Origin of the sequence: Bordetella sp. FB-8, from assembly GCF_000382185.1 — a bacterium.
Taxonomy (GTDB): Bacteria; Pseudomonadota; Gammaproteobacteria; order Burkholderiales; family Burkholderiaceae_B; genus Bordetella.
This window is the reverse complement of the sequence record NZ_KB907784.1, coordinates 795,826-818,767: the sequence shown is the minus strand read 5'-3', so window position 1 is coordinate 818,767 and position 22,942 is coordinate 795,826. Positions and strand designations below refer to the sequence as shown.

Here is a 22,942-nt window from a genome sequence, read left to right as displayed (position 1 = left end):
GCGATGGAGGTTTTCAGATTGGGGTGCAGGGCAATACCGATCTGAAAGGGGCGATGATCGCGAGCAGCCAGGCCGCGGTAGACCAGGGCAAGAACAGCCTGACGACCGGCACGCTGACCACGAGCGATATTGCGAACCATAGCAACTACCAGGCGAGCGGGTTCAGCTTGTCGGGTGGGTATAGCGTGAGTGGGGGAGGTGGGCAGAAGGCCCTGCCGCTGCAAAGCTTCAAGACGGGCTCGCAAGGGGCTGCGGCAGGCTTTAGCAGCGAGAGCGGCAGCCAGAGCAGCACGACGCGCAGCGGCATCAGTGGCGGGGCGGTGACGATCACCAACGCTGCTGCGCAGCAAGCAGCGACGGGGCAGACGGCGGGTCAGACGGTGGCGAGCTTGAACCGGAATGTCACATCCACGAGTGAGTCAGATGGGCTGACCAAGACGTGGGATGGGCAGCAGTTGCAGCAGGAAGTAGCGGCTAATGCGCAGATCACGGCGGTCTTTGGGCAGCAGGCGAGCAAGGCGGTGGGCGATTACGCCCAGATACAGCTGACAAAAGCGAATGCATTGCGAGAGCAAGCAAAGCAAGATCCTGCACATGCGGCCGAACTTAATGCTCAGGCCGATACGCTGGAGGCGCAATGGCGTGAGGGCGGAGCTTACCGGGTGGCAGCCCATACCGCGATAGGTGCGCTTACCGGTGGAGTGGAAGGTGCTTTGGGCTCAGGGTTGGCGGCCGCAGCTGCTCCGCAATTGAACGCGTTGACTGCCAACCTGCCAGAAGGAGTAAAGGAGGCGGTAGGCGTAGCTGCCGCGGCGGGACTTGGAGCACTGACGGGCGATGCCGGTGGGATCGCAGCGGCGATCAACGAAGACACGAACAACCGAGAGCTGCACGCGAATGAGATGCAGGTCATCAAGAATCTTTCGAAGGGAGACCCGAAGGAAGAGGGACTTTTGGTGGCTGCTGCGTGTGCCATGGTGCATTGCGCGGATAGCGTTCCTGAAAGTGATCCTAGTTATGCCTACCTGAAAGGTATGCAGGACATGGGAGCCACGCTGACCAACGAACAGACCTTGCTTTTGAAGTCTGGAGGCCCGGGGCTGTTTACGTATTCCTGGTCAAATACGACACAAGATGCGTTGAGCCGGTATCAGGTAGCGAATCGTGGGATTGGCCTGGTACAAGCGACTTTGGCGGGCGCGGGATTGGTTGCTAGCGATGCAGTCTGTGCAACTGGAGTTGGGTGCGCCGCTACATTGGCTTCGGCAACAACGCTGACGGATTACGGGGTCACCGGCCTAATGCAAGCGGCGAACGGCAACACAGCCACCCCGCTTGGCGCGCAGGTACTGCAATCACTGGGGATGAGCGCTGAAGCGGCGCAGATTTTGTATGGGTCGCTGGGAATTGTTGCCAGTGCTGTACCGAGTGCGGTGGAATCATCGGCCAGTAGCGTTGTCAGTAATACAACTGGGGCCACCACAAATAACGCTGAAGTCATTGCTACCCAGATAAACAATTTCTATCGGGATGGGGCTTCTCCTGAACTGTTAACGCAGGCATACAATCAGGCTGCGATCAGTTCAACACAGAACGCATCTTCGTCGGAAGTGATTCTTGGCCCATACATCGAAGGAAGTGCGAACTCTTATGATGCCGTGGCTCAGGAACAAGGAGCGACTTATTTTTCAATGTCTGATTGGGGAACGGTAAAGAGCCAGCTAGGCGCCAAAAATATGTGGAACATTAACCAGGCGTTCCTCGATCAGCAAATTGCTCAAAATAAGAGCTTTGCGTTTACCGTAGATCCGACAACGGTTAGGTCAGAGTCATATACCGAGATGGAATATCAGTATCTCCAGAGTAAAGAATACTCTTTTGAGCGGGGTGCGAGAGGGCTTTATTATGCAGTTAAAAAATGACTTGGAAGGTAGAAATTTGTTGGACAACACGGTCCGAAACTATTACCGAAAAACTGGTAATAGAAGCATTAAGCATTTTCTTTGGTCGGAAGATAGAGGATCGCTTGCTTCTCATTTTTTGCTGGAAAGGAAGCACGTCCTGAGAATCTCCGTCGGAGAGGATCGTGGTGCATATTTGACAAGCGTCCAGCTAGGCATTGGGCCGCACTATTTTAATCCTTCCGATTTTTGGTCTTATGAAGACTACAGGAGATTTAAGATTGAGGCTGATACATGGTCAATTGAATTTAATCTCCAACTAATGGATGAATTCCTGGGATATACGCAATATTTGCCTCAATATTGAATTTCTTGGATTTTTCACAACACCAAAATTTGGAATTTAGCTTCGGTTGATAATCCTACCGCAGCTACTAGGGCAGCCTGATGCGGTGTCAAATTGCCCAGACTGGAGTACGGCCAAAAAGAGTCCATTGATCGGCCAAATTAAGGATGCTCTGAATAATTCTCCTGCGCAGCCGTAAATCAAACAAGTTCCCCGACCACGAGCCAGATCATGAGCCAACTGAGTTTTAGCGAAGCGGAATATGTCGGCAAGCGCAAGCAGACGCGGCGCGAGAAGTTTCTGGGCGAGATGGACAGGACGATTCCGTGGGACTACCTGGCAGGCGAGGTGGCCAAGCACTATCCGCAGTCGGGCAAGGTGGGACGCCAGCCGTATCCGATCGAGACGATGCTGCGGATTCACTTTATGCAGCAGTGGTTTGCCTTGAGCGACCCGGCGATGGAGGAAGCGCTGTACGACAGTTTGTCGATGCGTCAGTTTGCCAAGCTGCCGGGCGGGCGCGTGCCCGATGAGACAACGATTTTGAACTTTCGCCACCTGCTCGAAGCGCACGACATAGCCGAGGGGATCTTCGAAGGGGTGACGCTGTTTCTGCAAGACTTTGGCCTGGCGGTGCGCCAGGGCACGATCGTCGATGCGACGATCATCGATGCACCCAGTTCGACCAAGAACGAAGCGGGCGCGCGCGACCCCGAGATGCGCCAGACCAAGAAGGGCAACAACTACTTCTTTGGCATGAAGGCGCACATCGGCGTGGACTTGCACACGGGGCTGGTGCATGCGGTGGTGGGTACGGCGGCCAATGTGGCGGATGTGACGCAGGTCGCGAGTTTGCTGCACGGAGACGAAGACCTGGTGTTGGGCGATGCGGGCTACCAGGGCGTGGATAAGCGAGACGAGCATCAGGGGCGCGATGTGCAGTGGTTTATCGCGATGCGTCCGAGCAAGATCGCGCAGATGAACCGGGGCTTGGCGCAAGCGCAGGTCAAGTTCGAACACATGAAGGCCAGTCTGCGCGCCAAGGTTGAGCATCCATTTCGGGTGATCAAGCGCCAGTTTGGATACACGAAAGTGCGCTACCGAGGGCTGGCCAAGAACACCGCGCAGCTCAAGACGCTGTTCGCACTGGCCAATCTGTGGATGGCACGCAGGCATTTAATGCATTCCATTACACACAACTCACTCGTCCTGAAGTTCGCGTGCGTATTTGAGTCCAGAGGCAAAATCCATCACGCGCTGTAACGGGTCTATCAGTAATTTCGTGTTCAGGGCATAACATGTCTCCAAGGAGAGGATATGCCCCGCAAGCCGAAGACCCCGTTGGCAGAACTGCCGACCCTACCTGCCGAATTGCTTGAGCTGCTCGGCGACGGTCCGAAGACGGCCGCCGAGATCAACGCCACAGTCATGGCGCTGAAGAAGGCGCTGATTGAAAGGGCGCTGTCAGGCGAGATGAGTCACCACCTGGGCTACAAGCCTGGCATGGCCAAACCGGAATCGGTGACTAACCAGCGCAATGGCAAAGGCGCCAAGACGGTGCTGACCGAAGACGGCCCGCTGCGCATCGAGGTGCCGCGAGACCGTGACGGCAGCTTTGATCCTATTCTGATCGCTAAGCACGAACGGCGGTTTACCGGGTTCGATGACAAGATTATCGCCATGTATGCCCGAGGCATGACGGTGCGAGAAATCCAGGGTTTTTTGCTCGAGCAATACGGCACGGAAGTTTCGCCGGACTTCATCAGCACGGTCACCGATGAAGTCATGGTCGAAGTCACGGCGTGGCAGGCCCGGCCGCTCGAACCGATGTATCCGGTCGTGTTCTTCGACGCTCTGCGCGTGAAGATCCGTGAAGATGCCGTGGTGCGCAACAAAGCGGTGTACCTGGCGCTAGGCGTTCTGGCCGACGGCACCCGGGACATTCTGGGTCTATGGATTGAAAATACCGAAGGTGCCAGGTTCTGGATGAAGGTCTTCAACGATCTGAAAACCCGAGGCGTTAACGATATCCTGATTGCCGTCACTGACGGCCTGAAGGGGCTGCCCGATGCGCTGGCGGCGGTGTTCCCGGCAACCACCCCGCAGACCTGCATCGTTCACCTGATCCGTAACAGCCTGGCTTACGCTAACTGGAAAGAGCGCAAGGCGCTGGCGGCGGCGATCAGGCCCATCTACACCGCGCCCAGCGCCGAGGCGGCCGCCGCCGAGCTGGATGCATTTGAAGCGGGTCCATGGGGCCAGAAATTCCCGACGGTCACCGCAGCCTGGCGTAATGCCTGGGATCGGGTGATTCCCTTCTTTGCCTTCCCACCGGCTATCAGAAAGACGATCTACACGACCAATGCAATCGAGAGCGTCAACGCGCAACTGCGCAAGATCATCAAGACCCGCGGTCACTTCCCCAGTGATGAGGCCGCCACCAAACTCATCTGGCTGGCCTTGCGCAACATCACGGCCAAATGGAGCCGGTCGGCCCACGATTGGAAGCAAGCCATGAACCAGTTTGCTATCCTCTTCGCTGACCGCTTCGTTCAGATCGCCGCGTGATTACTCCCCCGCTCTGAACACGAAATTTATGACAGGCCCGCTGTAACCCCTGCCAAAGTGTTTTCACGCCGGGTTCGCCGTCACCCTTGCGGCCAAGGAAGCCGCCGAGCATGGCGACGAGTCGAATCACCTCGTTGAGACAAGGTGGTGTCTTCGGTGGCTTCTTCTTGTGAAGGATGTACGCCGCCCGCCATTCGTCGCGCTCAAACAGAAGTTCGGCCTCCAGCTCGGGACAGGTGCGACCCAGTCGCATCAGCCGGGCGATGCGCCACGCCACCACCATAAACAACGCCAACGCCCGCTCCAGCCGCTCGACCGTGGCCAGTTGCAAGGCTTCCACGCGGCAGCCGTTCTTCAGCACGTGGAAGAACATCTCGATTTCCCAGCGTGCGCGATACCAGTCAATCAGTTCGACCGCCGCCTCCAGGCCGTGGACCACCCGATTACTCAGCAGCCGCCATTGCACCGGTTCAACGCCGGCGGGTGCGCCGACTTCATGAGCAATGACACAGGTCGCAGCGAGAACGCCACCTTGACCATCCGGCAACGCCACCGATTGCGCCCGCAGCTGTTGCCGCACATCGCGTGCTGCCTGTCCGGCTCGCGATGGCAAGTGGAAGCGAATCTCACCGAGCGGCTCGCTCCGCACCACCTCGTCCCACAATTTGCCGCCATCGGGCAGACTGCGGTTATGTTGTGCGCGAATCAACCAGTCCGCCGGATGGCCCAGTTCCCGAGCCTTGACCATCAACGCCATGATGTCTGATTCGCGATCAGCCACGTAGACCAAACGCGTTTGCGGCAGCGCGTCCGCCTGTTCGGCCACGCGTTCATAGCCTTCAATCCAGCGCGTACTTTCCTTGATGTCACTGCGCTCGCCGTCCGCGTCTTTGGGTGTGCGTGCCCACATGTATGCATCAAGGACGCCCAGCGGCTCGCGGGCCGGCGTGACCGCATAGGTCGGATGCAGGTACATGCCGCGTTGCGCTTCGTACGATAGCGGCCCCAAACCATTTATCGCTTGTCCGTTAAAATCCAATTCCGTCGTGTCCTGGATACACAACACGACCGGCTCAGTGCGCATCCGCTCACGCGCGCATTGCCAATGCGGCGCAAGGATATCGCTCCACGCTAACTCCTCTTGCGCTAGAAAGCGGTAGGCCGCCGCCGTTTCCGCCCAACCGCCGCACGCACCGGGAATGCTCGCCGTAGGCTTCTCCGCCAATCGCTCCGCCAGCCGCACCGCCCGTTTGTTCAAGCGCTGATCACCCAGGTCAATATCCTTGAATTCTTTCGCCGCCCAGCTCATGGTTGTCACATCGAATCCTTGTCAGGCCGGCATCTTACGGCGACGAGTTCGAGTTGTGTGTAATGGAATGCATTTAATGGCGGCGACGGGACAGGTGCGTCCATGAGGCGCCAAATGGCTCGGAAAAGGCATGAATCCGGTGTGTAGATACCAGATAACGCCGTGTTTTCGCGTCATCTTTCGGCATTATGAAAATCGGCTGCGTCGGCCTGAACAAATTCGCTCGGTCTGCGCTTTGATCAGACCTTCCTTAACCGCGCTGAAAAAAAAGACACATGGACGATATGTAAAGGTGGGGTAATTGGTGTGATTGCTGGTATGCAAATTAGATATCAGACATGGCGATATCCATGCAGTGAGAGATTGAAAAAATGAGGCTTGTACAGTAATAAAGGTTAAAAATAGCAACTTGCTCTGAAATAATATACAAAAAAATATTCGATAATTTAGAAAGAATTCATGAAAATAAAATTTTTCTCCGTATTCGTTTTTTCTTTTCTGCTTGCTGGCTGTGTCACTACGGAAATGCCCGCTGACACACAACACTACAATCCCGAGACCTCGGCGCGAATTCGATTGTTTGGACAGAATGGAAAGCCGACCATTATGACCGTGCAAATAGGCCAGGGCAGTGATGCCAAAACTGAAAAAGTCAACGTCGGCGGCGGTATTGGCGATGCCTTTGGTTCCCTGCTGGGCATGTCCAAAAACGACAGTATCGGCATTCCCGCGACAGCAAACACCCAAAATCTGTCCGCCCAAAACGGAATTTTATCCAAGGCGTTTTATCGGGAGTTCGTCATTCCCGCTGGCAAGCCAGTGAAGGTGAATAATGCGTATATTGGATTGGGAAGTATTACGCAGCTTGCGCAGGGCGGGACGCTTTATTTCCATGAGGGTGATTGCGCAAGTAATGTGGTTCGTTTTACACCCCAGGCCGGCCACGACTACGAAGTGGGTTCTTACCTGAACAGCAATGGATGCTCGGTGGTTATTTTCAACATAAAAACTACCAATGGCAAGGTTTCGCTAGTTCCGATTCAAACACAGTGATGCATTGCTGAAGACCCATAAAGATGCGCTTCGGAAGACGTTTTCCCTTACTCATTTCATTATTTCTCATCCCCCTCGCAGCAACCGCCCAACAAGCCATCTCTCCTGCCAATCAAGCCGCGGCTGGCCGCGCGAACGCTGAACAAAACCGCCTGCTCGAACAACAGCGCGAGGCCAACCAGCGCAACGCGACGGTTTCCGCGCCGACCGCGCGTTCGGCCGCACCCGTCAAGCAAGGCTGGCCCGAGCTCCCGAACGAGAAGCTTTGCTTCAAAATCCAGACCTTCGTGCTCGAGGTGCCGCGGGCCTTGCCTGCCGCCATGCGCGCGGCGGGGGCTTCCGCCTTGCCGCTGGATCGTTTCGCCTTCGCGCGCGAATGGCTCGACCATTACCGGGGGCAGTGCGTGGGCCGCCAGGGCCTGGACCTGCTCGTCAAGGGCGTGCAGGGCGAGATACTCAGCCGGGGTTATGTGACGACGCGCGTGCTGCTGCCGACGCAGGATCTGTCGACAGGTGTATTGAAATTCGCCCTGATTCCCGGTGTCATCCGCCACATCAGGTTTGCCGACGCGACCACGCGCGGCACCTGGAAAACCGCCTTTCCCACGCGCGATGGCGATGTGCTGCAGCTACGCGACCTGGAGCAGGGGCTGGAGCAGATGAAACGCGTGTCGAACCAGGACGTGACCATGCAGATCGTGCCGGGCGACATCCCGGGCCAGAGCGACGTGGTGATCGCGGTCAAGCGAACCAAGCCCTGGTCGTTCGTCGTGTCGGCGGACAATTCCGGCGTTCCCGAGACGGGGCGCTACATCGGCAGCGCAACGCTGGGCCTGAACAATCTGCTGGGTCTGAACGACGTTCTGACGCTGGGCTACAACCAGGACCTGACCTTCAGCAGCGGCATAGGCACGCAAGGCTGGAACGCGTCGTACGCGATGCCCTGGGGCTACTGGACCGGCACCTTGTTCGGCTACACGAACAACTACTCTCAGCAGATCGCCGGGATCAACCAGGCTTTCACGGCCAGCGGCAACACGCAGACGGCGGGCGTGAAGATCGAGCGCGTGCTGCATCGCGGGCAGGACGACGTGTCCGGCGTGGAGTTCCAGTTCATCAAGCGCTTTGGCGCGAGCTACATCAACGACACCGAGATCCCGCAGCAGTACCGCGACAACACCTATGTCGAGGCGGGGCTGACCGACCGGCATTATTTCGGCGCATCGCAGTTCGACGGCACGCTGGCGTACCGGCAGGGCATAGGCGGGTTCGGCGCGATGGCGGATACGCAGTCGGGGCCGACCTATCGCTTTCACATGGCGACGCTGGATGCGAATTTGTCGGTGCCGTTCAGCATCGGCAAGCAGCCGCTGCGGTATGTCGGGACCGTGCATGGCCAATACACGGATGACGAGCTGAACTACATCGACGATCTGACGCTGGGTAGCCGCTATACGGTGCGCGGTTTTACCGGCGAGACGATGCTGGCGGCCGAGAAGGGGTTTTATTGGCGCAACGAGCTGCAGATGCCGTTGGGCAGAAGCGGTCAGACCCTCTACGCGGGGCTCGATTACGGCCAGGTGTGGGGACCGTCCGCGGCCTATCTGGCGGGCACGCAGTTGGCTGGCGCCGTGGTCGGCGTGCGCGGGCGAGTGCAGGCAAGCCTGGGCGCGCTCGACTACGACCTGTTCGTCGGCACGCCGGTCTATAAACCGGCGAATTTTCCCGCGTCGACGGTCGTGGTCGGATTCCAGATTACCGCGCAGTTCTGATCCTTCGGGGCTGCCCCTTGTGACGATCGCGGCCATGTGATCCGGGATATGGTTGATACGAAAATCCCATTATTTGCCGTATATCCCGGCAGATAGAATGAAAGGCATGCCCAAGCCGAGGCAACGAGGAGAAACAAGACCATGATGAGCGAACAAAAAGCGCATGGCGGGCAGCCGGACGACACCCCTGCGCTGCGCCAGCTCTACGCCGATTTCAAATCCAATCACCTCAATCCGCTCTGGACGCAGACCGGCAACCTGATGCCGCGGCATCCCATGCCGCGCGCGCTGCCGCACGTCTGGCAGTGGTCCGAGCTATACGCGCTGGCCCAGCAGTCCGGCGACCTGGTGCCGGTGGGCCGCGGCGGCGAGCGCCGGGCCATCGGGCTGGCCAATCCGGGGCTGGGCGGCGTGGCCTATGTATCGCCCACCTTGTGGTGCGCGATCCAGTATCTCGGCCCCCACGAAACCGCGCCCGAGCACCGCCACTCGCAGAACGCCTTCCGTTTCGTGGTCGAAGGCGAGGGCGTGTGGACCGTCGTCAATGGCGATCCGGTGCACATGAGCCGCGGCGACTTCCTGCTCACGCCGGGCTGGTGCTTTCACGGCCACCAGAACGTGCGCGACACGCCCATGGCCTGGCTCGACGGGCTGGACATTCCCTTCAGCTATACCAATGACGTGGGCTTTTTCGAAGTGGGCGCCGACGGCCTGACCGACCGAAGCACGCCGGACGTCTCGCGCAGCGAGCGCCTGTGGTGCCATCCCGGCCTGCGGCCCGTGTCGGGTCCGCGCAGCACGGTGGCCTCGCCCATCGGCGCCTATCGCTGGGTGCATACCGACCGGGCCCTGGCCGAGCAGCTCAAGCTCGAGGACGAAGGCCATCCCGGCGTCGTCGAGCCGGGCCACGCGGCGATCCGCTACACCAACCCGACGACCGGCGGCGACGTCATGCCGACCATCCGCGCCCAGTTCCATCGCCTGCGCGCGGGCACAGCCACCGCGCCCCGGCGCGAGGTCGGCTCGTCGGTATTCCAGGTGTTCGAAGGGCGCGGGGCGGTGGTGCTGGGCGAGACGACCCACAAGCTGGAAAAGGGCGACATCTTCGTCGTGCCCAGCTGGGTGACGTGGTCGCTGCAGGCCGAGACGTCGTTCGACCTGTTCCGTTTTTCCGATGCGCCCATCATGGAGCGCCTGCATTTCGATCGCACCGAGGTCATCGACCGCGGGTAGTTCAACGCGTGTTTTGTTTGTGTGAATTCTTGATGCATCGGACGAGTCTCGCCGTAGTGGGTGCGACGCGATTCTGAGTGAAACGTCAGGTTCTTACCCTAGGGGCTTATCGGACCTTGCCCATTTTCGATGCGAGTTCGCCGTGTTCGGGCCGAGGGGCGGGGAGCGGCCTGTTGGAGGCTGCCCAGTCCCTGCAAAATCGGCGGGGGAAGTCCGGGCGCGCTGTCTGAGCCCGCAGGGCGAGTTCGCGCCCGGCCCGCCGATTTTGCAGGGACGTAGGCCGAGGCCCCGTTCAGGGGCCGAGTTAGCCGACCAGGCCGCTCCCCGCCCCTCGGACCGGACACGGCGAACGTTTCAAGAACTCAATCGCAAGACCCTGAGGTCTCGAAACTGAACCGTATCGGAGCTAGACCCCCAGATACCGATTGGCCAGCTCCGGGTTCAGCCCGAACTCCCGCGGCGTCCCCTCCCACACCACGCGCCCCTTCTCCAGCACGTGATGGCGATCGACGAGCGTAGCCATTTCCTTCAGATTCTTGTCGATCACCAGAATGGTCTGCCCGTCCTCCTTCAGGCGGCGCAGACAATGCCAGATCTCCTGCCGTATGAGCGGCGCCAGGCCCTCGGTAGCCTCGTCCAGAATCAATAGCCGCGGGTTGGTCAGCAGCGCGCGCCCTACGGCCAGCATCTGCTGCTCGCCGCCCGACAGCGTGCGGGCCGACTGCTGGCGCCGCTCCCGCAGGCGCGGAAAAAGTTCATAGACGCGGCCCAGGTGCCAGCTTGCGCTGTTGCCCGAATCGCCGCCGCGCGCCGTGGCCAGCAGGTTTTCTTCCACCGACAGCGAAGGGAAAACGCGCCGGCCTTCGGGCACCAGGCCCAGGCCCAGCCGCGCGATGCGGTGCGGCGCGAGACTGGCGATGGACTTGCCGTCGAGCATCACGCGGCCGCCTTGCGTGGGCAGCATGCCCATCAGCGTCTTGACCGTGGTGGTCTTGCCCATGCCGTTGCGGCCGATGAGCGAGACCACCTGGCGCGGGGCGATCTCCAGATCCACGCCGAACAGTACCTTGCTGGGGCCGTAGCCCGATTCGAGTTTTTCGACGCGCAGCATTATTGATTGACCTCCGCGCTGGGATCTTCCTCGCCCAGATAAGCGGCGCGCACCTCGGGATGATTGCGCACTTCGTCCGGCGTGCCGGTGAAGATCGTCTTGCCGTAGACCAGCACGGTGACGCGGTCCGCCAGCGAGAACACGATGTCCATGTCGTGCTCGACCAGCAGAATGGCGTACTGGCCCTTGAGCTCGCCCAGCAGCGCGGCCATGCGCAGCGACTCTTCGGCGCCCAGGCCGGCCATGGGTTCGTCCAGCAGCAGCAGCGTCGCGTCCATGCACAAGGCCATGGCCAGTTCGAGCTGGCGCTTTTCGCCGTGGGCCAGATTGGCAACGCGCTCGTCCAGACGATGTCCCAGGCCCGCGCGCTGCAGCGCGCGGCGGGCCGGCTCGCGCAGACGCGCGTCGCGCCGGGCGTCGCGCCACAGATTGAAGCCGCTCGGCATGTGGGCCTGCACCGCCATGGCGGCGTTGTCCTCGACCGTGAACTCCGGATAGACCTGGCTGATCTGGAACGAGCGGGCCAGCCCGGCGGCGGGGCGCTTGTGTGCCGGCATGCGGGTGATGTCTCGGCCGTCCAGAATGATGCTGCCGGCATCGGGCAGGATCTCGCCGCCGATCTGCGACAGCAAGGTGGTCTTGCCCGCGCCGTTCGGGCCGATCAGCGCGTGCAGTTCGCCCGCGCGCACCGAGAGATCGACGCCCTGCGTGGCCTTGACCGCGCCGAAGGATTTGCGCAGGTCGCGTATGTCGAGCCTGACTTGTTCAGTCATGGTATTTGCCTCCGGTGAGCCAGCCGTAGACGCCGCGCTTGCCGAACAGCACCACCAGCACCAGCACCGGGCCCATGATCAGCATCCAGTGTTCGGTGTAGGCCGCCGTCGCCTGCTCCAGGCCCAGGTACACCACCGTGCCGGCCACGGGACCGAAGATCGACCCCATGCCGCCCAGGATGACCATGGACATGAACTCGCCCGATTTCTGCCAGGCCGCCATGTCGGGGCTGACGAAGAGCGCGTAGTTGGCCCAGAGCGCGCCGGCCAGGCCGGTGCCGGCCGCCGACAGCACGAAGGCGGTGATGCGGTAGCGCAGCGGCGCATAGCCCAGGCCCACGCTGCGGCGCGCGTTCTGCTTCAGGCCGCGCAGGGCCATGCCGAAGGGCGAGTGCACGATGCGCCGGCACAGCGCGATCCACAGCACCATGAGCGCCAGGCAGGTGTAGTAGAAGACGTCGGGCGAGGCGAGGTTGATGCCGGGCAGGGTGTTGCGCACATCGATGGGCAGGCCGTCGTCGCCGCCGTAGACCATCAGGCCTACCAGAACGAAATAGACCATCTGGCTGAAGGCCAGGGTGATCATGATGAACTGCACGCCCGAGGTGCGCAGCGACAGAAAGCCGATGACCAGGCCGATCAGCGCCGCGACGAGCACGGCCAGCGGCCAGACGACCAGCGCCGAATGGCTGCCGGCCCAGCCCAGGAGGGTGTCGCCCTGGCTCATGTGAAAGCCGATGATGCCCACGGTGTAGCCGCCCAGCGCGAAAAAGGCCGCGTGGCCGAAGCTGATCAGGGCGCCGTAGCCCAGGATCAGGTCCAGGCTGACCGCGGCCAGGGCATAGATGGCGAACTGCGTGCACAAGCTGACCAGGAAGGTCTTGCCCGTGGCCGCGGCGATGAGCGGAGCCAGCGCGAAGAGCAGCAGGCCGGCCGCGTTGATGATTGCTTTGCGGGTCATGGGCTTCTCAGTGGCGCGCGGGGACGAGACCGCGCGGCTTGAACAGCAGCACGATCGCCATCAGGATGTAGATGCTGGCCGACACCAGACTGGCGCTGAGCGGATCGCTCAACTGCGGCGGCAGCACCATGGAGGTGAGCGTGGGAATGAAAGCGCGGCCCAGCGCGTCGGTCATGCCGATGAGCAGCGACCCCACCAGCGCGCCGCGCACCGACCCCACGCCGCCCACCACGATCACCACGAAGGTGGTGATGAGGATGCGCTCGCCCATGCCGATCTGTATGGCCAGCAGCGGCGCCGCCATCACGCCGGCAAAGCCGCACAGCAGTGCGCCCAGCGAGAAGATCAGCGTGAACAGGCGCTGCACGTTCACGCCCAGCGCATCGACCATTTCGCCGTCGTCGGCGCCGGCCCGCACCAGCATGCCCACGCGGGTGTGCGAGATCAGCCACCACAGGCCCACGGCCACCAGCGCGCCGGCGGCGATGAAGGCCAGGCGCATCACCGGATAGGGCAGGCCGGGCAACACGTGCACCGAACCGGACAGGGCCGGCGGGATGCTCATGAACGGCGGGCTGCGGCCGAACAGCACCGACACCAGTTCGTCGGTGAACAGCGCCAGCCCCAGCGTCGCCAGTACCTGGTCGAGGTGGTCGCGCCGGTAGAGGTGTCGGATCACCAGCAGCTCGATGACCAGGCCGTACAGGCCGGCGCCCACCAGCGCCGCCAGGATGGCGGCCAGGAAGGAGCCGGTCTTGGCGACCGCGGCGGCGGCGCAGAAGGCGCCGACCATGTAGAAGGAGCCATGCGTCAGATTGATGACGTTCATGATCCCGAATACCAGCGTCAGGCCGGCCGACAGCAGGAACAGCAGCGCGCTGTATTGCAGTCCGTTGAGCAGCTGCTCCAAGAGCATCAGCATGGTGTTGTCCAATCCCGGCTTATTGCATCTTGCATTGGCTGACGTACGGATCGACGTGATCGTGCGCGATGACTTTCAGGTCTTTGTAGACCAGCTTGCCCGCGCCGTCGTCCTCGATGTGCAGCAGGTACCAGTCCTGGATGGGATAGTGGTTGGCGGCGAACTTGAAGTGGCCGCGCACGGAAGGAAAGTCGGCCTTCTGCAGCGCCGCGCGGAAGGCGTCGGCGTGGCCGGTGACGTCGCCGCCAACAGCCTTGAGCGCCGAGGCGATCAGGTTGGCTGTGTCGTAGGCCTGGGCGGCATAGACCGTCGGCGTGCGGTGATAGGCCTGCTCGAACGCCTGCAGGAAGTGCTTGTTCTGCGCGTTGGGCAGGTCGGCGCTCCACGGCGAGCTCAGGTAATAGCCCTTGGCGGCCGCGCCCGTGGCGACCAGCATGCGCTCGTCCATCGAGTAGATGGGGGTGATCATCTTGATCTTGCCCGACAGGCCCGAATTGGCGAACTGCTTGGCCAGGTTGATGCCGGCGCCGCCGGGCTGGAACTGGAAGATCGCGTCGGGGGCGAGCGAGCGGATGCGCGCCAGTTCCACCGAAAAGTCGGACTGGTCCAGCTTGGTGTAGATCTCGTCGACGATCTGGCCCTTGTAAGTGCTCTTGAAGCCGTTCACGGCGTCGCGGCCGGCCTGGTAGTTGGGCGCCATCAAGACCATGCGTTTCATGCCCAGTTCGTTGGCCACGATGCCTGCGGTGTCGCTGAACGAGTCGTTCTGGAACGAAGCCGAGAAGAAATTCTTGTTGCAGGCCTTGCCGGCATAGTTCGAGGGACCGGCATTCAGGCCGACGTAGAAGGCGCCCGCGTTGAGCACGGTCGGGCCCACGGCAGCCATCACGTTGGAGAAGTTCACGCCGGTAAAGAGGCGGATGCCGTCCTGCACCATGCGGTCGGCGATCTGCTTGGCGGCAGCGGGCTTGAGGCCGTCGTCCTCGACCACCACGTCCACGGGCACGCCGCCCAGCTTGCCGCCGCCTTCCTTGACGGCCAGCATGAAGGCGTCGCGCTGGTCTTCGCCGATGTAGCCGGCAGGCGTGGACAGGGTGTCGATGAAGCCGATTTTCACGGGCTTCTGGGTTTGGGCCGGAGCCGAACCGCAGCCGGCCACGGCGAGCAGGACGGCAGCGGCGATGCGATGCAATGCGGGGTTTTTCATGGTTGTCTCCTCGGTATTGGATGGATTGCGTATCAGAGCCTGATGCCGCTCATGCAGTTGTCGGCGTTCCAGCCGTACAGCCACTGCAGCGCGTCGTAGAAGGATTGCTGCGAGCGGCCCTGCCACAGCGAATTGCGCACGGCCCGCTCCACGCCCTGCGCGTGATAGATGCGTCCCATCTCGCGCGTGGACCAGAGCACGCGGGCGCTGCGCGGGATGCGCAGCGACTCGTACAGCTTGAACGCGGCGCGCAGGTCGTCCTTGTGCTGCGCCACGGCCAGGCCCAGCGTCACGGCGTCTTCCAGCGCCATGCAGGCGCCCTGGGCCATGTATTGCGACATGGGGTGGGCGGCATCGCCCAGGATGGTGGCGCGGCCGTAGCTCCATTGGTCCACCGGCTCGCGGTCGGCCGTGGCCCAGCGGCGCCACGAGGTCGGGCGGTCCAGCAGCTGGCGCGGACGGGCGTGGATGCCCTGAAAATACGACAGCACTTCTTGCTTGCTGCCGTCGCGCACGCCCCATTCTTCCTGGTCGCGGCTGTGGAAAGTCACGACCAGGTTGTATTGCGCGCCTCCGCGCAGCGGGTAGTGCACCAGGTGGCAGCGCGGGCCGGCCCACAGCACGGGCGCATTGATGCGCAGGTCCTCGGGCATGTTCTCGCGCTCGACCACGGCGCGGTAGACCACGTGGCCGGTCACGCGCGGCGGATCGCCGATCAGGCTCTGACGCACCACCGATTTCACGCCGTCGCAGCCCACCACGATGTCGGCGCGGTAGGTGTTGCCCTTGTCGTCGCTTACCTCGGCATAGTCGTCGGTCTGCGCAAAGCCCATGATGTGGGTCGAGGTGTGAAAGGAGATGAGCGGGTCGTGCTGCACGCCTTCCAGGATGGCGCCGTGGATGTCGGCGCGGTGGATCACGGCGTAAGGGCCGTTGAAGCGCTCCTGGAACGCCTTGCCCGTCTCGATGCGCACGACTTCGCGGTTGTCGACCGCGTCCATCATGATGATGTGGTCGGTGAACACGGCGCGCTGGCGGGCGACGTGGCCCACGCCCAGCGCGTCGAGCGCGGCGAAGGCATTGGGGCCGAGCTGGATGCCGGCGCCGATCTCGCCAATGTGCGCGGCCTGTTCCAGCAGTTGCACGCGGATGCCCTGGCGGGTCAGGGCCAGCGCGGCGGCCAGGCCGCCGATGCCCCCGCCCACGACGATGGCCGATTGTGTGTTCATTGCAGTGCGGTCTCCCGTGATTGTTCGCGAGCGCCCAGGAATACGCCCTGGCGTTCGAGTTGCTGTTGCAGCGCTTGCGGCGCCAGTTGCGCGGGCGCGATGCCGGCGCGCAGGGCCAGGGCGGCCGCGGTGCCCGCCGCTTCGCCCATGACGAAGCAGCTGCCGCTCACGCGCGCGGCCGATTGGCCTTCATGCGTCATGGAGGCGCAGCGGCCCGCCACCAGCACGTTGTCGGGGATGCCCGGGCCCTGCCTGGGCACGATCATGCGCAAAGGCAGCTGGTTGTAGCCGCGCGATTCGGGTATGGGCGGCCAGACCCACTGCACGTCGCCGGCCGCATGGATTTCCAGCGGCCAGCCGTTCACGCCGATGCTGTCGGGAAAGTCCGCGCAGCCCAGCACGTCTTCGCGGGTCAGCATGTATTGGCCGACCACGCGGCGGGTCTCGCGTATGCCCAGCTGCGGCGCGATATCCAGGATGTAGGCCTGTTCGAAGCCCGGCACCTTGGCGCGCAGGAAGGACAGGTAGTCGACGATCTGCCGGCGCCCCTCCAGTTCGGCAGCCGACAGCGAAACGGCGTCGGTGCCGTCGGCCGCCGAGCCGTCTCGATTGGCCAGCTGCGTCACGTTGACGCGCCATTCGTAGTCGTGCTTTTGCGGGCGCACGATGGCGCCGCGCCGCGGGAAGGTGAATTCGCCGCTGGCCTGGGCCTGGTCCATCAGCGTTGGGATGGTCTTCCAGGCCTCTTGCGCGCGCACGCCGTCGACATTGCCGACCTTGAACATCAGCGTGGGGTACATCATGTGCCCGGCCTCATCGCCCTTCTCGTAGGGCAGGCCGGCCCAGTGCGCCAGGTCGGCGTCGCCCGAGCAGTCGATGAAGACGCGGGCGCGCACCGCGCGGCGCCCCGATTTGGTTTCCAGGAACAGCGTGTCGAGCCGGCCGTCCGCATCGCGCGCCGTGCCGGTGGCCAGGGCGTGGAACAGCAGCTCGACGCCGCAAGCCTGCACCAGACCGTCGGCGGCGCACTTGAAGGCCGAGATGTCGTAGGCCTGCGCGTGAATCTTGCCCAGGATCAGATGCGGCGCATTCAGGCCGTCCAGGGCGCGCATGCGGTCCAGAAGCTCGTCGGTCATGCCGTGCACGACCTGGCGGATGTGGCCGTGCACATTGGCATGCAGGCCGCAGAAATTGGACACGCCCGCCGCCGTGCCCATGCCGCCCAGGAAGCCGTAGCGCTCGATCAGCAGCACGCGCGCGCCATTGCGCGCCGCACTGGCCGCCGCCAGGATGCCGGCCGGGCCGCCGCCGAGCACCGCGACCTCGTACTCCCCGTGCAGCGCAACCTGCCGGGCGGGTTCGGTAATCATCATGTCTTCCTCCTGGCTGGCGCTGTTCTTGTTTTTTGCAGCGCCTGATCGGTCAATGCGAGCCGGCGAGCCCCAGCTTCTTGATGAGGGGGCCCCAGCGGTTGAGCTCCTGATGCATGTAGTCGCGGAACTGCGCCGGCGTGCTGCCGACCGGATCCATGTACATCACGGTCAGCTTCCGGCTGACCGCCGGGTCGTGGATGGCCTGGATCAGCGCGTCGGACAGCTTCTTGCGGATCGCGGCCGGCACCTTGGACGAGATCACGAAGCCGGCCCAGGCCGAGCCCTGGACGCCGGGCACGCCGGATTCGCTCAGCGTGGGTACATCGGGCAACAAGGGCGAGCGCTTGGGAAAGGTGACCGCCAGCGCCCGCAGCTTGCCGCTCTTGACCAGGGCCATGACGGCGCTCAGGGGCAGGGCGGCAAACTGGGTGTTGCCGGCCAGCAGCGAGGTCAGCGCGTCGGGCGAAGACGCGTAGGCGATGTGCGTGGCCTGGGTATGCGTGTGCTGCAGCATCAGTTCGACGGCCAGCTGCGAGATGGTGCCCACGCCCGGCGAGGGGAAGTTGTATTTGCCGGGATTTTTCTTGAGCGCGTCCAGCAGGCCCTGCATGCCGGTGATGCCGGAGGCAGCCGGCACGACCAGCACGTTGGGCTGTTGCACGGCCAGCGTCAGCGGCGCCAGGTCGGTAGCGGGGTTGTAGGGCAGCTTTTTGTAGATCAGCGTGTTGTTCACCAGGGGACCGGTGATCGAGATGCCGAAGGTGTAGCCATCCGGCCTGGCGTTGGCGATGTCGAAGGTACCCAGGTTGCCGCCGGCGCCCGGGCGGTTCACGACGATCACGTCCTGGCCCAGGATTTTGCCCAGCTTTTGGCCGATGACGCGCGACATCTGGTCGGGACTGGAGCCTGCGCCGAAAGGCACGATGAGCCGTAGGGGCTGGCTGGGCCAGGCGGCTGCCTGGACCGTGTTCGCCGCGCCGGCGGCCAGCGCCAGCGTGGCCAGGCCCGCCGCCAGGAGCTTGCGCCGCAATCCGGGTGTGCCGGTCGTTTTCATGTTCAGTCTCCGATGTTTTTCACGAAGCAGGGTGCGCGCCCTTGGGCGGCCGGGCGGATGCGCTTATGGCTGAAAGTCGGGTTGGGCGCTGGGGGCGGCCTTCTGGAACGCAGGCTGCTGCAGGCAGTGTTCGTAGACCTTCATGGTGCGCGGGTAGGCCGACACGTCGCATTTGTTGCGCAGGGCATTGAACAGTTGCGGCACCAGGCAGCAGTCCGCCATGGTGGGCCGGTCGCCGAAGCAGTAGGCGCCCTGGCCGCCGTGGCGCACCAGCAATTGCTCGACGGTGGTCAGGCCTTCTTGGATCCAGTGTGCGTACCACGCGTCTTTCTGCTCGGGGCTTACGCCCAGCTCCTTCACCAGGTACTTCAGAATGCGCAGATTGTTCACCGGGTGGATGTCGCAGGCGACGGCATAGCTCAATTCCAGCACGCGGGCGCGCAGCCTGGCCTCGGCCGGTATCAATCGCGGCTCCGGGTGCGTGGCATCCAGATAATCGATGATGGCCAGCGACTGGCCCAGGTCGAAGCCGTCCTCGCGCATCAGCGGCACGTTGGCGTTGGGGTTGAGCGCGACGTAGCCAGCTTCGCGGTGCTGCTTGGCGCGGATGTCCACGCCTTCGTAGTCGTAGGGCAGGCCCTTGAGTCCCAGCGCGATGCGTACGCGATACGAAGTGGAACTGTTGAAGAAGCTGTAGATCTGCATTATTTGGTCACTCGAACGTTGAGGGTGCCCAGACCGTCCACGCCGCCTTCCATCAGATCGCCGGCCACGACGGGACCCACGCCTTCCGGGGTGCCCGTGTAAATCAGGTCGCCCGGTTCCAGGCGGAAAAACTTCGACAGGTACGACACGGTCTCGGCCACCGACCAGATCAGCTTGGGGATTTCGCTGGACTGCTTGGTTTCGCCGTTGACCTTCAGCCATATCCTGGCATGGTGAATGTCGCCGGCTTGAGCCGCAGGATACAACGGGGCAATGGGCGCGCTCAGGTCGAAGGCCTTGCCCAGCTCCCAGGGGCGGCCGGCCTCGCGCATCTTCATCTGCAGGTCGCGGCGCGTCATGTCCAGGCCCACGGCATAGCCCCAGACGTGGTCCAGCGCCTGCTCGATGGCGATGTCGGCCCCGGCCTTGCCGATGGCCGCCACCAATTCGATCTCGTAGTGATAGTTGCTCGTTTCGCTGGGGTAGGGCAGCGCCAGCGTATCGCCGTGAGTCACGGGCACGACGGCGTCGGCCGGCTTGCAGAAAAAGAAGGGCGGCTCGCGGTCGGGGTCAAAGCCCATTTCGCGGGCATGGGCGGCGTAGTTGCGGCCCACGCAATAGACGCGGCGTACGGGATAGAGGTCGTTGCTGCCGGCGACGGGCACGCCGATGGTGCCCTGGGGGGCGAAAACGTAGGACATGATGTCTCCTTGTATTGGGACCATTATTGCCAGTCAGGTATACGGTTCAAAATGAATTAATCTTCTAATTCATGTCATAAAACATATACATTGGAGACGCTATGGACTGGACGCATCGCCTGCGCCTGCGCAACGTCAAGATGCTGCTCAGTCTGGCGCAGACCCGCAACATCAGCCATTCGGCGGCCATGCTCAATACCACCCAGCCCGGCCTGTCGAAGTGGCTCAAGGACCTGGAGCAGGACATCGGACTGCCGCTGTTCGAACGCCACGCCCGCGGCTTGATCCCCACGCAGTACGGCGAGGTCCTGATCGAGCATGCCCGCCGCCTGGACGCCCAGCTGGACCGCGCCAGCGGCGACATGGCGGCCTTGCGCGAGGGCAGCGCCGGCCGGGTGGTGATAGGCGCCTCGGGGGCGGCGGCCTCCGATACGGCGCCGCTGGCCATGCTGCGCTTGTTCGAGCACATGCCGCAGGCCCACGTGGGCCTGGTCGAGGGCACGACGGACCGTCTGCTCGAACAGCTGGCGCAGGGCGACCTGGACCTGGTCATGGGCCGGGCGATGCCCGATGGCATGGATCCGGGTATCGAGACCGAGCCGCTTTATCGCGACCCGATTCACCTGGTGGTGCGGCCAGGCCATCCCTTGCTGTCGCGCGAGGCCCTGGACTGGAACGATTTGCTCGGCTACCGCTGGATAGTCTGGCCGCAGGGCACGCCGGTGCGCACGGCGCTGGAGAAGGCGCTGGCCGACGCCGGCCAGACGATCCCGCGCGACGCGGTCGAGACGAACTCGGTGACAAGCAATCTCACGCTGCTCAACAACAGCGACATGATAGGCGTGGCCTCGCATCGCGCGGCCTTGCGGCTGGCGCAGATGAACACCTTGCGCGTGCTGCCGGTGCGCCTGTCGGGGTTCGGCGCCGTGGCGCTTTATTGGCGGCGCGAAAGCTTCCGGCCGCAGGCGGTGCAGGTGGCGATGGACTGCATACGCGCGGTCGTTGCCGCGAGCTCCTGAGCGGCCCGCTCGCGGCAAACGACTCGGCGAACGGGTCGGCGCGCCACGCAGCGCCGCTGACCCACGATTACGGCGACTACGTCGTGGCCAAGGCCGGGGCGCAGAGCCAGGGCCCGCTATGTTTGCAGGCCCTGGCTCTGCGCAACTTGAACGGCATCGGGTTCCCGGCGATTACTTCAGCTGGACCGGCACGAAGATCTTGTCGCCCCCGCGCTGGATCAACAGGGCCACGGTGCCCTTGGAGTGGGCGATTTCCTTGCGGACCTGCGCCACGCTGCTGGCCGGCACGCCGTTGATCGCCAGGATCACGTCGTCGGGCTGTATGCCTGCGTTGGCCGCCGCGCCCGAGGCCTGCATCACCAACAGGCCCGACGAACCGACCTCGTTCGCCTCCGCGGGCGTGAGGGGGCGCAGGGTCAGGCCCAGGCTGTGGCCCGATGCCGAGCTGCCGCCGCGGGTGTCGGTGCTGCCGCTATCGAGCTTGCCCAGTGCGGCGGTCAGCGTCATGGGCTTGCCGTTGCGCCAGATATCCATCGTGATGCGCTGCCCCGGCTGGTCCATATTGATGACCGAGGCCAGGTCGCCCGACGAGATGATGTCGCGTCCGTCGATCTTGCGGATGACGTCGCCGGACTTCAGGCCGGCGTGATCGGCGGCGCTACCCTTGACCACGCTGGCGATCAGCGCGCCGGAGGGCGAGGGCAGCTTGAACGAATTCGCCAGATCCTGGTCGACTTCCTGTGCTGTCACCCCCAGCCTGGCATGCATCACCTTGCCGTGCGCCTCGATCTGCTGCGCGACTTTCATGGCCACGTCGATCGGGATCGAGAAGGACAGGCCCTGGTAGCCGCCGGTCTTGGTGTAGATCTGCGAGTTGATGCCGACCACTTCGCCCTTGGCGTTGAACAGCGGTCCGCCCGAGTTGCCGGGGTTCACCGGCACGTCGGTCTGGATAAAGGGCACGCTGGTGTCGTCGGGCAGCGAGCGGCCCAGGGCGCTGACGATGCCGGCGGTGGCCGTGCTCTCCAGGCCGTAGGGCGAGCCGATGGCCAGCACCCAGTCGCCTACTTGCAGGCTGGAGACATGGCCCAGCTTCACGGTGGGCAGGTCGGTGGCGTCGATCTTGATCACGGCCACGTCGGTCTGCGGATCGCTGCCCAGCACCTTGGCGCGGTATTCACGGCGGTCGGTGAGCTTGACCACGACCGACTTGGCGTTCTTGACGACGTGGGCGTTGGTGATGATCAGGCCGTTGGCGCTGACGATGAAGCCCGAACCCACGCCTTCCATTGGCACCATGTGCGAGCCTCCGCCCTGCGGCATGCCCGGGAACCCGGGGAATTGTCCGAAGAACTGCTGGAAGGGGTTGTCCTGGCTGTCGTCGACTTTCTCGGTGCCCTTGACCGTGATGTTGACCACGGCGGGGCCGTAGAGCTTGTTGATCTGGGCGAAATCGGGCGTGGTCACGGTGCCGATCGGGGCCGAAGACTGGGCCAGGGTGGCCTGGGCCTGCGCGGCGCCGGAATACGCGGCCAGGCTGGCGCCGCCGATGGCGCCGGCGGCAAGCAGGGCCAGCGTGACGCGCGCGAGGGCGGGGCGGCTTTTCTTGTTCGGGTGGTTCGTCGAATTCATGAGGAGCTCCTTGAGGCCGGGTTGAACATGACCTCATGGTGCGGGGGCCCGCTTAGGCGAATCTTAAGAACCG

At 63.1% G+C, this 22,942-nt stretch carries 19 protein-coding genes; 6 read left to right on the top strand and 13 right to left on the bottom strand.

The features are described from left to right. Positions 1-13: 13 nt before the first annotated feature. The gene (locus H143_RS23230; protein ID WP_369751161.1) at positions 14-112 is read right to left on the bottom strand and encodes a DUF2958 domain-containing protein; all 99 of its coding nucleotides are present in this window, start codon (positions 110-112) and stop codon (positions 14-16) included. Positions 113-2,478: 2,366 nt separating this feature from the next. Here H143_RS23230 and H143_RS0103865 point away from each other — a divergent pair. Further along, on the top strand, positions 2,479-3,510 hold the full coding sequence (locus H143_RS0103865; RefSeq protein ID WP_019936909.1) for an IS5 family transposase: 1,032 nt from the start codon (positions 2,479-2,481) through the stop codon (positions 3,508-3,510). Between the two features lie 54 nt (positions 3,511-3,564). Beyond that, positions 3,565-4,815, top strand: a complete 1,251-nt coding sequence (locus H143_RS0103860) for an IS256 family transposase (RefSeq protein ID WP_019936617.1) — start codon at positions 3,565-3,567, stop codon at positions 4,813-4,815. Here the strand turns inward: H143_RS0103860 and H143_RS19905 are convergent. Beyond that, complete coding sequence (locus H143_RS19905) at positions 4,775-6,124, bottom strand: IS4 family transposase (RefSeq protein WP_019936908.1); 1,350 nt, start codon at positions 6,122-6,124, stop codon at positions 4,775-4,777. The two genes, H143_RS0103860 and H143_RS19905, sit on opposite strands and share 41 nt — an antisense overlap. A 459-nt stretch (positions 6,125-6,583) precedes the next feature. Between H143_RS19905 and H143_RS0103850 the strand changes: the two genes are divergently transcribed. From H143_RS0103850 to H143_RS0103840, 3 genes are all read left to right on the top strand, one after another. Then, on the top strand, positions 6,584-7,177 hold the full coding sequence (locus H143_RS0103850) for a hypothetical protein (RefSeq protein ID WP_051094350.1): 594 nt from the start codon (positions 6,584-6,586) through the stop codon (positions 7,175-7,177). Positions 7,178-7,200: 23 nt separating this feature from the next. After that, entirely contained in the window at positions 7,201-8,949 is a 1,749-nt protein-coding gene (locus H143_RS0103845; RefSeq protein ID WP_019936906.1) for a ShlB/FhaC/HecB family hemolysin secretion/activation protein, read from the top strand. A gap of 141 nt (positions 8,950-9,090) precedes the next feature. Then, positions 9,091-10,182, top strand: a complete 1,092-nt coding sequence (locus tag H143_RS0103840) for a cupin domain-containing protein (RefSeq protein ID WP_019936905.1) — start codon at positions 9,091-9,093, stop codon at positions 10,180-10,182. 406 nt (positions 10,183-10,588) lie between these two features. Here H143_RS0103840 and H143_RS0103835 read toward each other — a convergent pair whose 3' ends face one another. From H143_RS0103835 to H143_RS0103790, 10 genes are all read right to left on the bottom strand, one after another. Next, complete coding sequence (locus tag H143_RS0103835; RefSeq protein ID WP_019936904.1) at positions 10,589-11,293, bottom strand: ABC transporter ATP-binding protein; 705 nt, start codon at positions 11,291-11,293, stop codon at positions 10,589-10,591. After that, complete coding sequence (locus tag H143_RS0103830; RefSeq protein WP_019936903.1) at positions 11,293-12,066, bottom strand: ABC transporter ATP-binding protein; 774 nt, start codon at positions 12,064-12,066, stop codon at positions 11,293-11,295. The genes H143_RS0103835 and H143_RS0103830 overlap by 1 nt, the downstream gene beginning before the upstream one ends. Next, positions 12,059-13,027 (bottom strand): branched-chain amino acid ABC transporter permease, encoded by a 969-nt coding sequence (locus H143_RS0103825; RefSeq protein ID WP_019936902.1) that lies wholly within the window; start codon positions 13,025-13,027, stop codon positions 12,059-12,061. The genes H143_RS0103830 and H143_RS0103825 overlap by 8 nt, the downstream gene beginning before the upstream one ends. Positions 13,028-13,034: 7 nt before the next feature. Continuing rightward, positions 13,035-13,949, bottom strand: coding sequence for a branched-chain amino acid ABC transporter permease (locus tag H143_RS0103820; protein WP_026349695.1), 915 nt, complete (start codon positions 13,947-13,949; stop codon positions 13,035-13,037). A 19-nt stretch (positions 13,950-13,968) separates the two neighbouring features. Beyond that, positions 13,969-15,156, bottom strand: coding sequence for an ABC transporter substrate-binding protein (locus tag H143_RS0103815; RefSeq protein ID WP_019936900.1), 1,188 nt, complete (start codon positions 15,154-15,156; stop codon positions 13,969-13,971). A 32-nt stretch (positions 15,157-15,188) separates the two neighbouring features. Further along, complete coding sequence (locus tag H143_RS0103810; protein WP_019936899.1) at positions 15,189-16,385, bottom strand: 3-hydroxybenzoate 6-monooxygenase; 1,197 nt, start codon at positions 16,383-16,385, stop codon at positions 15,189-15,191. After that, positions 16,382-17,758 (bottom strand): FAD-dependent oxidoreductase, encoded by a 1,377-nt coding sequence (locus H143_RS0103805; RefSeq protein WP_019936898.1) that lies wholly within the window; start codon positions 17,756-17,758, stop codon positions 16,382-16,384. Before H143_RS0103805 ends, H143_RS0103810 begins: the two co-directional genes overlap by 4 nt. Positions 17,759-17,807: 49 nt before the next feature. Continuing rightward, a complete protein-coding gene (locus H143_RS0103800; RefSeq protein ID WP_019936897.1) occupies positions 17,808-18,812 on the bottom strand; it encodes a tripartite tricarboxylate transporter substrate binding protein in 1,005 nt (334 codons plus the stop codon). Positions 18,813-18,875: 63 nt separating this feature from the next. Then, positions 18,876-19,517: a maleylacetoacetate isomerase gene (maiA, locus tag H143_RS0103795; protein ID WP_019936896.1), complete on the bottom strand. Its 642-nt coding sequence runs from the start codon at positions 19,515-19,517 to the stop codon at positions 18,876-18,878. Beyond that, positions 19,517-20,218 (bottom strand): fumarylacetoacetate hydrolase family protein, encoded by a 702-nt coding sequence (locus tag H143_RS0103790; RefSeq protein ID WP_019936895.1) that lies wholly within the window; start codon positions 20,216-20,218, stop codon positions 19,517-19,519. Before H143_RS0103790 ends, maiA begins: the two co-directional genes overlap by 1 nt. A gap of 101 nt (positions 20,219-20,319) precedes the next feature. Between H143_RS0103790 and H143_RS0103785 the strand changes: the two genes are divergently transcribed. Beyond that, positions 20,320-21,237, top strand: a complete 918-nt coding sequence (locus H143_RS0103785) for a LysR family transcriptional regulator (protein ID WP_019936894.1) — start codon at positions 20,320-20,322, stop codon at positions 21,235-21,237. A 171-nt stretch (positions 21,238-21,408) separates the two neighbouring features. On the opposite strand, the gene H143_RS0103780 is transcribed toward H143_RS0103785, so the two are convergent. Further along, the gene (locus H143_RS0103780) at positions 21,409-22,869 is read right to left on the bottom strand and encodes a DegQ family serine endoprotease (RefSeq protein ID WP_019936893.1); all 1,461 of its coding nucleotides are present in this window, start codon (positions 22,867-22,869) and stop codon (positions 21,409-21,411) included. Positions 22,870-22,942 lie beyond the last annotated feature (73 nt).

What these genes read in the sequence shown, in the direction of transcription:
- H143_RS0103860 (WP_019936617.1), top strand. Translation starts at nt 3,565, where the DNA reads ATGCCCCGCAAGCCGAAGACCCCGTTGGCAGAACTGCCGACCCTACCT.
- H143_RS0103830 (WP_019936903.1), bottom strand. Translation starts at nt 12,066, where the DNA reads ATGACTGAACAAGTCAGGCTCGACATACGCGACCTGCGCAAATCCTTC.
- H143_RS0103810 (WP_019936899.1), bottom strand. Translation starts at nt 16,385, where the DNA reads ATGAACACACAATCGGCCATCGTCGTGGGCGGGGGCATCGGCGGCCTG.
- H143_RS0103840 (WP_019936905.1), top strand. Translation starts at nt 9,091, where the DNA reads ATGATGAGCGAACAAAAAGCGCATGGCGGGCAGCCGGACGACACCCCT.
- maiA (WP_019936896.1), bottom strand. Translation starts at nt 19,517, where the DNA reads ATGCAGATCTACAGCTTCTTCAACAGTTCCACTTCGTATCGCGTACGC.
- H143_RS0103845 (WP_019936906.1), top strand. Translation starts at nt 7,201, where the DNA reads ATGCGCTTCGGAAGACGTTTTCCCTTACTCATTTCATTATTTCTCATC.
- H143_RS0103835 (WP_019936904.1), bottom strand. Translation starts at nt 11,293, where the DNA reads ATGCTGCGCGTCGAAAAACTCGAATCGGGCTACGGCCCCAGCAAGGTA.
- H143_RS0103820 (WP_026349695.1), bottom strand. Translation starts at nt 13,949, where the DNA reads ATGCTGATGCTCTTGGAGCAGCTGCTCAACGGACTGCAATACAGCGCG.
- H143_RS0103780 (WP_019936893.1), bottom strand. Translation starts at nt 22,869, where the DNA reads ATGAATTCGACGAACCACCCGAACAAGAAAAGCCGCCCCGCCCTCGCG.
- H143_RS0103785 (WP_019936894.1), top strand. Translation starts at nt 20,320, where the DNA reads ATGGACTGGACGCATCGCCTGCGCCTGCGCAACGTCAAGATGCTGCTC.
- H143_RS19905 (WP_019936908.1), bottom strand. Translation starts at nt 6,124, where the DNA reads ATGAGCTGGGCGGCGAAAGAATTCAAGGATATTGACCTGGGTGATCAG.
- H143_RS0103800 (WP_019936897.1), bottom strand. Translation starts at nt 18,812, where the DNA reads ATGAAAACGACCGGCACACCCGGATTGCGGCGCAAGCTCCTGGCGGCG.
- H143_RS0103805 (WP_019936898.1), bottom strand. Translation starts at nt 17,758, where the DNA reads ATGATGATTACCGAACCCGCCCGGCAGGTTGCGCTGCACGGGGAGTAC.
- H143_RS0103850 (WP_051094350.1), top strand. Translation starts at nt 6,584, where the DNA reads ATGAAAATAAAATTTTTCTCCGTATTCGTTTTTTCTTTTCTGCTTGCT.
- H143_RS0103825 (WP_019936902.1), bottom strand. Translation starts at nt 13,027, where the DNA reads ATGACCCGCAAAGCAATCATCAACGCGGCCGGCCTGCTGCTCTTCGCG.
- H143_RS0103790 (WP_019936895.1), bottom strand. Translation starts at nt 20,218, where the DNA reads ATGTCCTACGTTTTCGCCCCCCAGGGCACCATCGGCGTGCCCGTCGCC.
- H143_RS0103865 (WP_019936909.1), top strand. Translation starts at nt 2,479, where the DNA reads ATGAGCCAACTGAGTTTTAGCGAAGCGGAATATGTCGGCAAGCGCAAG.
- H143_RS0103815 (WP_019936900.1), bottom strand. Translation starts at nt 15,156, where the DNA reads ATGAAAAACCCCGCATTGCATCGCATCGCCGCTGCCGTCCTGCTCGCC.